Origin of the sequence: Thauera aminoaromatica S2 (genome assembly GCF_000310185.1) — a bacterium.
GTDB classification, from domain to species: domain Bacteria; phylum Pseudomonadota; class Gammaproteobacteria; order Burkholderiales; family Rhodocyclaceae; genus Thauera; species Thauera aminoaromatica.
Genome location: NZ_AMXD01000107.1, coordinates 1 through 13,255 on the forward strand (window position 1 = coordinate 1; position 13,255 = coordinate 13,255).

General features: G+C 68.3%; 12 protein-coding genes and 1 tRNA gene. 5 read left to right on the forward strand and 8 right to left on the reverse strand.

All coding sequences use genetic code 11. The features are described 5' to 3' along the window. Positions 1-1,218: DEAD/DEAH box helicase (locus C665_RS14525; RefSeq protein ID WP_004317115.1), on the reverse strand; the 1,218-nt coding region annotated here is incomplete at its 3' end. A 138-nt stretch (positions 1,219-1,356) separates the two neighbouring features. After that, positions 1,357-2,451: a 23S rRNA (cytidine(2498)-2'-O)-methyltransferase RlmM gene (gene rlmM / locus C665_RS14530; RefSeq protein WP_004317117.1), complete on the reverse strand. Its 1,095-nt coding sequence runs from the start codon at positions 2,449-2,451 to the stop codon at positions 1,357-1,359. 299 nt (positions 2,452-2,750) lie between these two features. Between rlmM and C665_RS14535 the strand changes: the two genes are divergently transcribed. Beyond that, on the forward strand, positions 2,751-3,788 hold the full coding sequence (locus C665_RS14535; protein ID WP_004317119.1) for an aldo/keto reductase: 1,038 nt from the start codon (positions 2,751-2,753) through the stop codon (positions 3,786-3,788). Between the two features lie 21 nt (positions 3,789-3,809). Here the strand turns inward: C665_RS14535 and C665_RS14540 are convergent, their stop codons facing one another. Next, the gene (locus C665_RS14540; RefSeq protein WP_004317121.1) at positions 3,810-4,172 is read right to left on the reverse strand and encodes a hypothetical protein; all 363 of its coding nucleotides are present in this window, start codon (positions 4,170-4,172) and stop codon (positions 3,810-3,812) included. 175 nt (positions 4,173-4,347) lie between these two features. Here C665_RS14540 and C665_RS14545 point away from each other — a divergent pair, with 175 nt between their 5' ends. The 3 genes from C665_RS14545 (at position 4,348) to C665_RS14555 (ending at position 6,797) form a co-directional block, all read left to right on the forward strand. After that, a complete protein-coding gene (locus C665_RS14545; protein WP_004317123.1) occupies positions 4,348-5,610 on the forward strand; it encodes an extracellular solute-binding protein in 1,263 nt (420 codons plus the stop codon). A 95-nt stretch (positions 5,611-5,705) separates the two neighbouring features. Continuing rightward, positions 5,706-6,674, forward strand: a complete 969-nt coding sequence (ispB, locus tag C665_RS14550) for an octaprenyl diphosphate synthase (protein ID WP_004317124.1) — start codon at positions 5,706-5,708, stop codon at positions 6,672-6,674. Positions 6,675-6,720: 46 nt separating this feature from the next. Further along, positions 6,721-6,797, forward strand: a tRNA-Pro gene (locus C665_RS14555). Between the two features lie 286 nt (positions 6,798-7,083). Here C665_RS14555 and pntB read toward each other — a convergent pair. The 4 genes from pntB to C665_RS20750 all read right to left on the reverse strand — a co-directional run bounded on the left by pntB (position 7,084) and on the right by C665_RS20750 (position 10,835). Beyond that, complete coding sequence (gene pntB / locus C665_RS14560) at positions 7,084-8,499, reverse strand: Re/Si-specific NAD(P)(+) transhydrogenase subunit beta (RefSeq protein WP_004317126.1); 1,416 nt, start codon at positions 8,497-8,499, stop codon at positions 7,084-7,086. A 10-nt stretch (positions 8,500-8,509) separates the two neighbouring features. Beyond that, the gene (locus C665_RS14565; protein WP_004317128.1) at positions 8,510-10,099 is read right to left on the reverse strand and encodes a Re/Si-specific NAD(P)(+) transhydrogenase subunit alpha; all 1,590 of its coding nucleotides are present in this window, start codon (positions 10,097-10,099) and stop codon (positions 8,510-8,512) included. 241 nt (positions 10,100-10,340) lie between these two features. Continuing rightward, positions 10,341-10,580: a hypothetical protein gene (locus tag C665_RS14570; RefSeq protein ID WP_004317130.1), complete on the reverse strand. Its 240-nt coding sequence runs from the start codon at positions 10,578-10,580 to the stop codon at positions 10,341-10,343. Positions 10,581-10,655: 75 nt separating this feature from the next. After that, positions 10,656-10,835, reverse strand: a complete 180-nt coding sequence (locus C665_RS20750) for a hypothetical protein (RefSeq protein WP_157277056.1) — start codon at positions 10,833-10,835, stop codon at positions 10,656-10,658. A 93-nt stretch (positions 10,836-10,928) separates the two neighbouring features. On the opposite strand from C665_RS20750, the gene C665_RS14575 reads away from it, so the two are divergent. Further along, complete coding sequence (locus C665_RS14575; RefSeq protein WP_004317132.1) at positions 10,929-11,504, forward strand: GrpB family protein; 576 nt, start codon at positions 10,929-10,931, stop codon at positions 11,502-11,504. On the opposite strand, the gene C665_RS14580 is transcribed toward C665_RS14575, so the two are convergent. Then, positions 11,489-13,126: an electron transfer flavoprotein-ubiquinone oxidoreductase gene (locus C665_RS14580; RefSeq protein WP_004317135.1), complete on the reverse strand. Its 1,638-nt coding sequence runs from the start codon at positions 13,124-13,126 to the stop codon at positions 11,489-11,491. The two genes, C665_RS14575 and C665_RS14580, sit on opposite strands and share 16 nt — an antisense overlap. Positions 13,127-13,255: the final 129 nt, after the last annotated feature.

Below are 13,255 nucleotides of genomic sequence, written 5' to 3' on the forward strand. Positions count from 1 at the left end.
CGCCTCGGTGTCGGCGGCCGCGGCCGCCGGCCTGCGGCCACGATGGCCGCGGCTGCCGGCCTCGTGGAAGTCGGGATCGGGGTCGAAGCCGGGTACCCTCTCCTGCGGAATCTGCAGCTTGATCAGCTTTTCGATCTCGGACAGCCAGTGCTTTTCTTCCGAGCTGACCAGCGAGATCGCATAGCCGTGGTGGCCGGCGCGGCCGGTGCGACCGATGCGGTGCACGTAGTCCTCGGCGGTGTGCGGCAGCTCGAAGTTGATCACGAAGGGCAGCTCGTCGATGTCGAGGCCGCGCGCGGCCACGTCGGTGGCGACCAGCACGCGCAGCTTGCCCGACTTGAAGGCCTCGAGCGTGTCGGTGCGCTGCTGCTGGCCCTTGTCGCCGTGGATGGCGTCGGCCGAGATGCCGCTGCGCTCGAGGTAGTGCGCCAGGCGGCCGCACATCAGCTTGGTGTCGACGAAGACCAGGGCCTGGGTGTCGGGTTTGTGGCGCAGCAGGTGGGCGAGCAGGTTGCGCTTCATGCCCGAGGACACCGGGTGCACCACGTGGGTGATGGTCTCGGAGACCATGTTGCGGCGCGCGACCTCGATCAGCTGCGGTTCCTTCAGCATCTGGTCGGCGAGGCGCTTGATCTCGTCCGAGAAGGTGGCCGAGAACAGCAGGCTCTGGCGCTGCTTGGGCAGCAGGGCGAGGATGCGCTTGATGTCGGGGATGAAGCCCATGTCGAGCATGCGGTCGGCTTCGTCCAGCACCAGCACCTCGACCTGCGACAGGTTGATCGACTTCTGCTCGAGGTGGTCGAGCAGCCGGCCCGGCGTGGCGATGACGATCTCGATGCCGCGGCGCAGCTCGGCCTGCTGCGGGCGGATGTCGACGCCGCCATAGACGCACACCGAGCGCAGCGGCAGGTGCTTGCTGTAGGTCTTGACCGACTCGAACACCTGCATCGCGAGCTCGCGCGTGGGCGCGAGGATCAGCGCGCGCGTCTGGTGACGGGCGGGCGAGGTGCTGGTGTTGGCGTGGCGGGCGATGCGGTGCAGCAGCGGCAGGGTGAAGCCGGCGGTCTTGCCGGTGCCCGTCTGGGCGCCGCCCATGACGTCCTTGCCGGCGATGACGATGGGGATGGCCTGGCGTTGGATCGGCGTGGGCTCGGTGTAGCCGGCGTCGGTGACGGCCTGCAGCAGTTCGGGAATGAGGCCGAGATCGGCAAAGCTCATGGGTGCCTTCGGGTTGGAGACGGTCGACAGTCGACCGCCGGATGACGGAAAACCCGGATTATACACGGCACAAAAAGCGTTACCGGACAGGGGCTTCGCCGCCGACCGCGCGGCGGCGGTCCGCCGCGCCTGGTCCGCTCAGCGCTTGAGCGTGAGGAAGGCGGTGACCTCCTCGCGGTCGTGGTAGAGGTGCTTGATGCGCAGGTCGTAGGGGCCGACGCTGGCGAGTCGCTTGCGGATCAGCTCGCGGCACTGCTCGACCGCCTCGACGCGGCGCTTCATCGGCAGCTTGAGGTTGAAGATCGTGTAGCGGCAGCGCCCGGTGGCGACCCATTCGGCCATCAGCGAGGCGATCCGCGAGGGCTGCTCGACCATGTCGCACACCATCCAGTCCACCGGCCGGTGCGGGCGCCAGGTGAAGCCGTCGGCCTTGAGGTGCTCGACCATCTCGGTCGCCATCACGCTGTCGCGCAGCGGGCCGTTGTCGATCGCGGTGACGCGTAGGCCGCGATTGACGAGCTGCCAGGTCCACCCGCCCGGCGCGGCGCCGAGATCGACCGCGCGCTGGCCGGCGCGCAGGATGCTGTCGCGCTCGCCTTCCTCGAGCAGCATCATGAAGGCTTCGGACAGCTTGGCGGTGGAGCGGCTGGGCGCGTTCGAGGGCATGCGCACGCGCGGGATGCCCATCGGCCAGGTCGAGCACTGCCCGGGCTGGCCGGCGGCGAGCCAGGCGGTGGTGGCGCTGGTGAAGAGCACGTGCAGGACCGGCAGGCCGGCGCGGCTGCTGCGCAGGCAGCCGGCCTTCTCGAGCGCCTTGGCGAGCGGCTCGGTGAAGCGCTTGCAGAAGCCCGAGCGCTGCTTGGCCTCGTCGGTGTCCGGAGTCTCCAGCATCACCCCGGAGAAGCGCTGGCCGCTGGCCTTCACCGCCTCGACGATCGGTGTGGCGCGGTCGCGCTCGGGCAGATCGTCGACGCGCGCGAACCACGGCAGGAGCTGGCGCGCGAACACCGGGCGGCGCCAGTCGGTGGATTCGCCGAAGCTGCCGAGCGGGGTGGGCTCGAAGGTCTCGTAGATCACGTAGCCCGAGTCGGGCTCGGCGCGCACGTAGCCGATCAGGCCGGCTTCGGCGGCGATGTCGTCGAGTTCGGCGGCGAGTTCCTTCTCGAAGCCGGCGCGGCAATAGCCGAGGAGGCCGGCGCAGGCGAGCGCGGCGGCGGGGGTGTGCTGGTTCATGGGGTCGGTGCGCGCAGGGGCTGCAGTATGATGGGTCCGTGCCGGGCCGCAGGGGCGGCAACCGGAATCGGCGCAAGGCAGCGGATGATAAGCCGCGAGCGCCGCGCTGGCGAGCATGCCGGCGCTACGACGCAGGTTGAGATCGGGCCGGCCGCCGCGCCTGCGCGGGTTCCGCGCGCCGCAGTTGCGATTCGCGTCGCTCCCAAGGCACACCCTCGCGCCTCCGGAGCAGCCCGCGGGAGCGCGGCGGGTCACGATTCGGTTGTCGGAAAAGGGGATACGGGATGGCAGTACGTGAAATGGAATACCGCCGGCTGGGCGGAGCGGGGCCGCAGGTGTCGGCGGTGTGCCTGGGCACCATGACCTTTGGCCAGCAGAACAGCGAGGCCGAGGCGCACAGCCAGCTCGACCTCGCCGTGGAGCGCGGGATCGACTTCATCGACACCGCCGAGATGTATCCGGTCCCGGCGCGTGCCGAGACCAGCGGCGAGACCGAACGCATCGTCGGCAACTGGCTGGCGCGCCAGGTGCGCGAGAAGCTGGTGATCGCGACCAAGGTGGCGGGGCCGGCGCGCAGCCTGGAGTGGATCCGCGGCGGTCCGCTCGCGCTCGACCGCGCCAACATCCGCACCGCGGTCGAGGGCAGCCTGCGCCGGCTGCGCACCGACTACATCGACCTGTATCAGCTGCACTGGCCGGCGCGCAACCAGCCGCTGTTCGGCCAGCTGCCCTTCGATCCGGCGCGCGAGCGCGAATCCACGCCGATCCGCACCCAGCTCGAGGCGCTCGCCGAACTGGTGGACGAGGGCAAGATCCGCCACGTCGGCCTGTCGAACGAGCAGCCCTGGGGGCTGATGGAGTTCGTGCGCATGGCGCAGGAGAGCGGCCTGCCACGCGTGGTGTCGGTGCAGAACGCCTACAACCTGCTCAACAGGGTGTACGAGTACGGCATGAGCGAGATCACGCTGCGCGAGGACGTGGCGCTGCTGGCGTATTCGCCGCTCGCCTTCGGCCACCTGTCGGGCAAGTATCTCGCCGACCCGGCTGCGCGCGGGCGCCTCACCGAGTTCGAGAATTTCGGTGTGCGCTACGCCAAGCCCGGTGTGCGTGCGGCGGTGGAGCGCTACGCGGAGATCGCGCGGCGGCGCGGGATGAGCCTCACCGCGCTGGCGCTCGCCTTCGTGTATTCGCGCTGGTTCGTGGGCAGCACCATCGTGGGCGCGACCACGGTGGCGCAACTCGCCGAGAACCTCGACGCCTGGCATCGGCGTCTCGACGAGGATGCGCTCGCCGAGATCGAGCGGGTTCATCAGCTGCACGGCAACCCGGCGCCCTGAGCGTCGGTGCGGGTACGGCGGTCAGTGCGCTGCGGGCTGTGCCGGCGCCGCCTGCGCCGTGGAGCGGGGAGGCGCTGCCTTTGGCGCGCCCTGGACGAGCTGCGAGGGCACGATCTCGAGCTTGTGTTCCATCATGTAGTCGTTCATGTCACGCCAGCCGGCGAACACCGCCGCCTTCGAGGCCGCCGGATTGAGCGCGTAGCAGTCCTCCAGCGAGCGCCCGGAGTGGCGGCAGGCGCTCCCGACCGCACGGCCCTCGGCCTCGACCTTCGATGGATTGGGCAGCTCGAGCACCTCGGCGAGTTGGTCGCAGCCGGCTGCGAAGGGCAGCAGGGCGAGGAGGACGAGTCGGCGCAGCGTCGGGGATGGGGTCGGGCGGGGCATGGCGATCCGGGGGCATTCTTCTGGTGGGGTTATCGGCCGCGGCCACCCCATCTTGAGAGGAGTGTCGCGCGCGCGGCACGCTCGCCCTCGAGGCCCACTATTCGAGTGCGCGCGGATCTATAATCGCGCCCGCTTCCGGGCCGTCCTGCCCGGCTCCTTTCTGTGTGTCGAATCGATGAACAAGATGCGTTTCAAGGCCTTGGCCGCAGCGGTCGCTGCCGGCGGTCTCTTCTTCGCGCCCGGCTCGGTGGTCCAGGCCAGCGCCCAGCAGCAGGTCCAGCTCTTCCATCGCCTGCCCGATGCCAAGGCGGGGGCGCTGAAGGATTTGGTCGAGCGCTTCAACGCGCAGTCCAAGGACGTGCAGGTCGTGATGTCCGCGGCGGACTGGCGCTCGGGCGCGCCCCACCTGATGATCCTCGAGGGCGACGACGAGGAGGAGTTCGTCGCCGGCAAGCCGCGCTTCAAGCCGCTCTTCCAGCTCATGAAGGAAAGTGGCGTGCCGCTGCAGACCCTGCGTCCGCCCGCGATGATGACGCGCACCCCGGTCGATGCCAAGGGACAGCTGCTGGCGCTGCCGGTCGGCCTGTCGACCCCGGTGCTGTTCCTCAACCGCGACGCGCTGCGCCAGGCCGGCCTCAACCCGGAGACCACCCGGATCAACACCTGGTTCGATCTGCAGGAAACCCTCGGGCGCCTCGCCGATACCGGTCACACCTGCCCCTATACCGTGGCCGAGCCCGGCCGCGTGATGGTGGAGAACCTCTCGGCCTGGCATAACGAGCCGGTGGCCGCGCAGAGCGGCAAGACCACCGTACCGAGCTTCAACGGCATGTTTCAGGTCAAGCATGTGGCGATGATGGCGAGCTGGACGCGTGCGCGCTACCTGCACGTGTTCGACCAGCAGGCCGAGGCCGAGCAGCGCTTCGCGCGCGGCGAGTGCGCGGTGATCGCCGCGCCCTCGGCGAGCTGGACCGACTTCCGCCGTGCCGGCAAGGTCGATGTGGCGGTGTCCAAGCTGCCCTACTACGACGACTTCCCCGGTGCGCCGCAGAACACCATCGCCGACGGTCCCGCACTGTGGGCCTCGGCAGGCAAGAAACCGGCCGAATACAAGGCCGTGGCGCGTTTCGTGAGTTTCTGGCTGCAGCCCGACAACCAGGTCGCGTGGCAGCGCGAGACCGGCTACCTGCCGCTCAACCGCGCCGGCCTGCTGGCCTCGCGCAGCGAGCTGCTCGGCAACGACCTCGAGAACATCCAGGTCGCGGTCGACCAGCTCGGCGGCAAGCCCGCCACGCCGCAGTCGTCGGCGCAGCCGGTGGTCGAGCGCCAGAAGGTGCGCCGCATCCTCGACGAGGAACTCGCCGGCGTGTGGGCCGACGAGAAGGCCGCGAAGGAAGCGCTCGACAACGCGGTGACGCGCGCCCGCAACGGCAACTGAGCTCGCTACCGCTCACCTGCGGCGCCCGGGGTTGCGGCTTGACGCCGCGCGCGGGCGCCGCCTAACATCTACGATTTTCCGCGAGCCAGAACGCCTTGTCCGTCCAGCAGCTCTTCGCGCCGATCGCCGCCGACATGCAAGCGGTGGATACGGTCATCCGCAACCGACTGCACTCGGACGTGGCCCTGATCCGCCGCATCGCGGAATACATCGTCGGCAGCGGCGGCAAGCGGCTGCGCCCCGCGCTGGTGCTCTACGCGGCGGGCGCGCTCGACTATCGCGGCGTGCATCACCACGAGCTCGCCGCGGTCGTCGAGTTCATCCACACCGCCAGCCTGCTGCACGACGACGTCGTCGACGAGTCCGACCTGCGCCGCGGCAAGCGTACCGCCAACGCCGCCTTCGGCAACGCCTCTGCCGTGCTGGTGGGCGACTTCCTCTATTCGCGTGCCTTCCAGATGATGGTCGGGGTCGACGAGATGCGCGTGATGCGCGTGCTCGCCGACGCAACCAACATCATCGCCGAGGGCGAGGTGCTGCAGCTGCTCAACTGCCACAACGCCGACGTCGTCATCGAAGACTACCTGCGCGTGATCCGCTACAAGACCGCCAAGCTCTTCGAGGCCGCGGCGCGCCTGGGCGGCATCGTGGCCGGTGCGGACGACGCGCTCGAGCAGCGCCTGGCCGCCTTTGGCATGCACCTTGGCACCGCCTTCCAGCTCATCGACGACGTGCTCGACTACTCCGCCGACGAGGCCGACACCGGCAAGCACCTTGGGGACGACCTCGCCGAAGGCAAGCCGACGCTGCCGCTGATCCACGTGATGCAGCATGGCACGGCGGAGCAGGGCGCGCTGGTGCGTCACGCGATCGAAGGCGGCGGCCGCGGCGATTTCGCGGCCGTGCTCGCGGCGATCCAGTCGACCGGCGCGCTCGAAGAGACGCGCCGCTACGCGGAAGCGGAGGCGAAGCTCGCAATCGACGCGATTTCGGTGCTTCCCCCTTCCATTTTCAAGGAAGCGCTGCTACAATTATCGGACTTTGCAGTTCGGCGAAAACACTGATATAGTTTCTGGCTTCGCAGGGCAGCAAAAAGCAGCAAAAAAGTGTCGGGGAATAGCTCAGCCTGGTAGAGCACTGCGTTCGGGACGCAGGGGCCGGAGGTTCGAATCCTCTTTCCCCGACCAAAAATCCCGCAAAAAAGCCACTCAATGAGTGGCTTTTTTGTTATCGAATCAAGGGTTTGCGTTTGATTGCCCCCTTGATGCTGCGTCCCGGTGTCGCGCTGATCCGCTTTAGCGCGACACGAAATCTGCACTGCAGCGCGCCCGGATCTGACTCTCCAGGTTGGCCGTACGATTGTCCGGGCAGGATCCACATCCCGATTGCAGCCACCGCGGCTCAGGTCGGGCGGGTTTCACCGCGGTGCCGCCGCCACGCGAAACCCCGGCACGCGGATCCGCCCGTGCTGCTTCAAGCGCTCAGCGCGCCCAACACCTCGTCGAGCATCTTGCGGGCGTCGCCGAACAGCATGCGGTTGTTTTCCTTGTAGAACAGCGGGTTGTCGACCCCGGCGTAGCCGGAAGCCATGCTGCGCTTCATGACGATCGAGGTCCGTGCCTTCCACACCTCGAGCACCGGCATGCCGGCGATCGGGCTGCCCGGGTCTTCCTGCGCGGCCGGGTTCACGATGTCGTTGGCACCGATCACGATCGCCACATCCGTTTCGGGGAAGTCCGCGTTGATCTCGTCCATCTCGAGCACGATGTCGTAGGGAACCTTGGCCTCGGCCAGCAGGACGTTCATGTGGCCGGGCATGCGGCCTGCCACCGGGTGGATGGCGAAGCGCACGGCGACGCCCTGTCCGCGCAGCACGTTGACGATCTCGCAGACGACGTGCTGTGCCTGTGCGACCGCCATGCCGTAGCCCGGCACGATGACGATGTTCTTCGCGTCGCGCAGCAGGTCGGCGGTATCCACCGCGCTGATCGACGTGACCTCGCCGGCCGGCTCCGATCCGTCGGCCGTCGCCGCGGGCGCGCCGCTGCCGGAGCCGAAGCCGCCCGCGATGACGCTGACGAAGTTGCGGTTCATCGCGCGGCACATGATGTAGGACAGGATCGCCCCCGAGGAGCCCACCAGCGCGCCGACGACGATCAGCAGATCGTTGCCCAGCATGAAGCCCGTCGCCGCCGCCGCCCAACCCGAATAGCTGTTGAGCATCGAGACCACGACGGGCATGTCGGCTCCACCGATCGCCATCACCATGTGCACGCCGAAGGCCAGCGCGATCAACGTCATCACCAGCAGCAAGGCCATGCCGGCCCAGATCGAGTGTGTGTTGAGGAACCAGCGCCCGAGCAGGATCACCAGGATCAGCCCGGCGAGGTTGAGCCAGTGGCGCGCGGGCAGCAGCAGCGGTTTGCCGCCGATCTTGCCGGAGAGCTTGGCGAAGGCGACCAGCGAGCCGGAGAAGGTGACTGCGCCGATCAGGATGCCGACGTAGATCTCCACCTCGTGGATGGTCTTCTCGGCAGCGGTGGGGAACACCAGGGAGGTGTCCACGTAGCTCGCGAAGCCCACCAGGCAGGCCGCCAGACCCACCAGGCTGTGCATGAGGGCGACGAGCTCGGGCATCTGCGTCATCTGCACCTTCTTCGCGGCGTAGAGGCCGACGGCGGCGCCGATGACGAGGGCGATGACGATCCATGGAATGCCGCCCATGCCGACTTGCGGGCCGAACACGGTGGCCAGCACCGCGATGCTCATGCCCGCGATGCCGAACAGGTTGCCGCGGCGCGCGGTCTCGGGATGGGCGAGTCCGCCCAGGCTGAGGATGAAGAGGATGGTGGCGCCGATGTACGAGACAGTGGCCAGACTTGAGGTCATTGTCTTCTCCTTATTTGCGGAACATCGCCAGCATGCGACGCGTCACCGCGAAGCCGCCGAACATGTTGACGGCCGTGAGGGTGATGGCGACGAAGGCGAGCACGCCGATCAGCCCCCCCGGTCGATCGCTGGCGCCTTCGGCCAGCGGTGGGGCGATCTGCACGAGCGCGCCGATCGCGATGATCGACGAGATGGCGTTGGTGACGCTCATCAGCGGCGTGTGCAGCGAGGGTGTGACGTTCCAGACCACCATGTAGCCCACGAAGCAGGCCAGCACGAACACGGTGAAGTGCGTGAGGAAGCTGGCCGGGGCGTACAGACCGACGAGCAGGAACAGCAGGGCGCCGACACCGAACACGATCGCCAGCGACTTGACCGGCATCGGCGCGCCGGCCCCGTGGCCATGGCCCTTGGGTGCGGTGATCGGTGCGCTCGAAGCCTTGGGTTTGGCCGATGCGGCCGGCAGCTTGGGAGGTGGTGCGGGCCAGGTGAGCTCACCCTGCTTGATCACGGTGAGGCCACGGATCGCGTCGTCCTCGAAGTTGACGGCGATGTTGCCATCCTTTGCCTTGCACAGGTCTTCGGTGAGGCGGAGGAGGTTGTTCGAATACAGGGTCGAGGATTGCCTGGCCAGCCGGCTCACGAGGTCGGTGTAGCCGATGATCGTGACTCCATGGCGTACCACCGCCTCGCCGGGCACGGTGAGCTCGCAGTTGCCGCCCTGCTCGGCGGCGAGGTCGACGATCACGCTGCCCGGCTTCATGCTCTGCACCATCTCGGCGGTGATCAGCTTGGGTGCGGGTTTGCCCGGGATCAGCGCGGTGGTGATCACGATGTCGGCGTCCTTCGCCTCGCGCGCGTACATCTGGCGCTGCGCGGCCTGGAAGCCCTCGCTCATCACCTTCGCGTAACCGCCGCCACCCGAGCCCTCTTCGTCGTAATCGACCTTGACGAACTCGCCGCCGAGCGACACCACCTGGTCGGCGACCTCGGCGCGGGTGTCGTTGGCGCGCACGACCGCGCCCAGGTTGGCCGCGGTGCCGATCGCCGCCAGGCCGGCGACGCCGGCGCCGGCGATGAAGACCTTGGCCGGCGGGATCTTGCCCGCGGCGGTGATCTGGCCGTTGAAGAAGCGCCCGAAGGCGTTCGCCGCCTCGACCACCGCGCGGTAGCCGCTGATGCCGGCCATGGAAGACAGCGCGTCCATCTTCTGCGCGCGGCTCAGCTGCCGCGGCAGGCAGTCGATCGCGAGCACGGTGGTCTTGCGCGCCTGCAAGGCCGCCATCAGTTCGGGGTGCTGCGCCGGCCAGACGAAGCCGATCAGCGTCGCGCCCTCGCGCAGCATGCCGACCTCATCCAGCGTGGGCGGGCGCACCTTGAAGACGATGTCGGCACGGCCCAGCAGCTCGGCCGACCCGGGCGACACCTCCGCGCCGGCAGCGCGGTAGTCGTCGTCGGAGAAGTTGGCCGCCGCGCCGGCGCCGCTCTCGACCGCGACGGAGAAGCCCAGCTTGATGAGTTTCGCCACGACCTCGGGAACGGTCGCGACGCGCTTTTCACCGGCGAAGGTTTCCTTCGGAACTCCGATCAGCAAGGTCATGATCCCGACTCCGCGCAGGTTTGATTGTGGAAGCGGGGCGCGGCCGTGTGGCTGGTGCGGGCATGCCCGGGGAAGTCTTGCGCCGTCGCTGCGCGCGGGCTCCCCGGGGTGGGTGCGAAGCGGATTTCACGAAGCGTGGCTCCGCAAGCCATGGTCGGGTGCATCGGGTTCTCCCTGTTCGGTTTTCGTTGGTGCCGGCGTGCGTATTCGTCTCGGACATGCCCGCCTGGCCCGGGCGAACTCATGGGCGATCGCATTCGCGTCGATTGCCGATGTTCGTTCCCTTGGCGAGTATGCCGGATCCGACCTGGCTTTCGATAGCCAGGGCGATGCCCGGGCCACCGCCGATGCACCGTGAAGCGAGGCCGCGTCCCGGCGTGAGCATGCGTGCATCCGCGCCCGGCACCGCGTGGCGCTCGAAGCAGATCAGGTCGCCATCGTGCGCTGCCGAGGGCGGGTTCTTGATGGTCTGCTTGGCCACACCAAAAAACCTTATCCTGCCCGCCTGAAGTTCTATCGAGCTGCAAGGGCTATCCATCGCACGAGGCTGCGGTGGTCAGGGACGTGGAATGTGCGGCGTCCCCCGCGCCACGCGAACCTGCCGGAGCAGCGCGGAAACGTCGGAATCCAAGGAGATCGTCATCATGTCGATCGGCGCATCATTCAGCGCAGTCGTGCAGCCGAGGCGGGCGCGCCGGTCGGATACCATTGCCGAGCAGATCGAGGGCTTGAGCACGGGCGGAGCCTCGTCGTCCGTGCGGCGGTCCCGATCGCGCGGCCGTCTGCCCCCGTTGGCACGCTGCGAAGCCTCGAGGTCACGATTTCGAGCATGAACCCCAAGCCCCGCCACATCGAACGCGCGCTCCGGGAGCGCGTCGAGATCGTGCCCTACGATCCGGCCTGGCCGGGGCTCTTCGCCGAGGAGGTGGCGCGGCTGCGTGCGGCCCTGCCGGCGGAGCTGATCGGGCGCATCGAGCACTTCGGCAGCACCGCGGTGCCCGGCCTGGCGGCCAAGCCGATCATCGACATGCTGGTCGAGGTACGCTCGATGGAGGACGTAGCGGAGCGCATCGCACCGCTGCTGCGGGCGCTGGGCTACGAGTTCTTCTGGCGCGCCCCCGGGCACGGGCTGCCCGGCATGGAGTACGCGTGGTTCATCCGCCGCGATGCTGCGGGCCGGCGCACGCATCACATCCATTTTGTCGAGGCGGGCTCGTCGGAGTGGGGGCGCCTGCGGTTCCGCGACTACCTGCGCGCGCATTCCGAAGTCGCGCGAGCGTATGGCGCACTCAAGCAGCGCATTGCGGCCCAATATCCCGACGACCGCATCGCCTACGCGAAGGCGAAGACGTGCTTCGTGCGCGAGGTGATGCGGGCGGTGCGGCGGGATCACATCCCTTGGTAGATCGGCCCTTCGCCACCCTGCGGCACGACCCAGTTGATGTTTTGCGTCGGGTCCTTGATGTCGCAGGTCTTGCAGTGGATACAGTTCTGCGCGTTGATCTGCAGGCGCGGCCCGGATTCTTCGCGGACGATCTCGTACACGCCGGCGGGGCAATAGCGCTGCTCGGGAGCGTCGTACTTGGCCAGGTTCACCGCGATCGCCACCGACGGATCCTTCAGCTGCAGGTGGCAGGGCTGCTCTTCCTCGTGGTTGGTGTTCGAGAGGAAGACCGAGGACAGGCGGTCGAAGGTGAGTACGCCGTCGGGCTTCGGATAGTCGATCTTCGGGCACTCGGAAGCCGGTTTGAGCTTGTCGTGGTCCGACGAGTTGTGCAGCGTCCAGGGGGCCTTGCCGCGGAACAGCATCTGGTCCATGCCGAAGAGGAAGGAGCCCATCCACAGGCCCTTCTTCATCAGCGGCTTGAAGTTGCGGTATTTGTGCAGTTCGGCGTACAGCCAGGAGTCGCGGAAGGCGGCCGGGTAGGCGGTGAGGGCGTCGCGCTGGCGATTCGCGGCGAGCGCGTCGAAGGCCGCTTCGGCGGCGAGCATGCCCGACTTGATCGCGGTGTGCGTGCCCTTGATGCGGGCGGCGTTGAGGAAGCCGGCGTCGTCGCCGATCAGGCCGCCGCCCGGGAAGATCAGCCGCGGCAGGCTCTGGATGTTGCCGGTGGCGATGGCGCGCGCGCCGTAGGCCAGGCGCTTGCCGCCTTCGATGTGCTTGCGTACCTCGGGGTGGGTCTTCCAGCGCTGCATCTCGTCGAAGGGCGACAGGTGCGGGTTCTCGTAGTTGAGGCCGACCACGAAGCCGAGCGCGACCAGGTTGTCCTCGAGGTGGTAGATGAAGCCGCCGCCATAGGTGCGGTTGTCCATCGGCCAGCCGGCGGTGTGCACGACGAGGCCCGGGCGGTGCTGCTCGGGCTTGACCTCCCACAGCTCCTTGATGCCGATGCCGTAGGTCTGCGGGTCGACGCCCTCGCGCAGCTTGTACTTCGCCTCCAGCTGCTTGCCGAGGTGGCCGCGACAGCCCTCGGCGAACAGGGTGTACTTGGCGTGCAGTTCCATGCCCGGCTGGTGGTGCGGGCCGGGGGTGCCGTCACGGTTGAGGCCCATGTCGCCGGTGGCGACGCCCTTCACCGCGCCGGATTCGTCGTAGAGGATCTCGGCCGCGGCGAAGCCGGGGTAGACCTCGATGCCGGCGGCCTCGGCCTGCTCGCCCAGCCACTTGACGAGGTTGCCCAGGCGCACGATGTAGTTGCCGTGGTTCTCGAAGCAGTCCGGGGTGAGTGCGGGCGGAACGCGGCGCACGCCGGTCTCGGAGAGGAACAGCACTTGGTCCTCGGTGACCGCGGTGGTGAGCGGGGCGCCCTTGTCCTTCCAGTCGGGGATCAGCTCGTTCAGCGAGCGCGGATCGATGACCGCCCCCGACAGGATGTGGGCGCCGATCTCCGCGCCCTTCTCGATCAGGCACACCGACAGCTCGCTGCCCTTGGCTTCGGCGAGCTGCTTCAGGCGGATCGCCGCGGCCAGGCCCGCAGGGCCGCCGCCGACGACCAGCACGTCGAATTCCATCGATTCGCGTTCCATACCGTTCTCCTCGTATCTTCTTTCAGTGGGTCGCGTAGCGAGACGCGCCATCCGCGCAGTTTAACCCTTCGTGCGAATCCCCGCCGCCGGTGGGCGCGCGCATGCGCGCGCCCACCGGCGGCGGGGGGA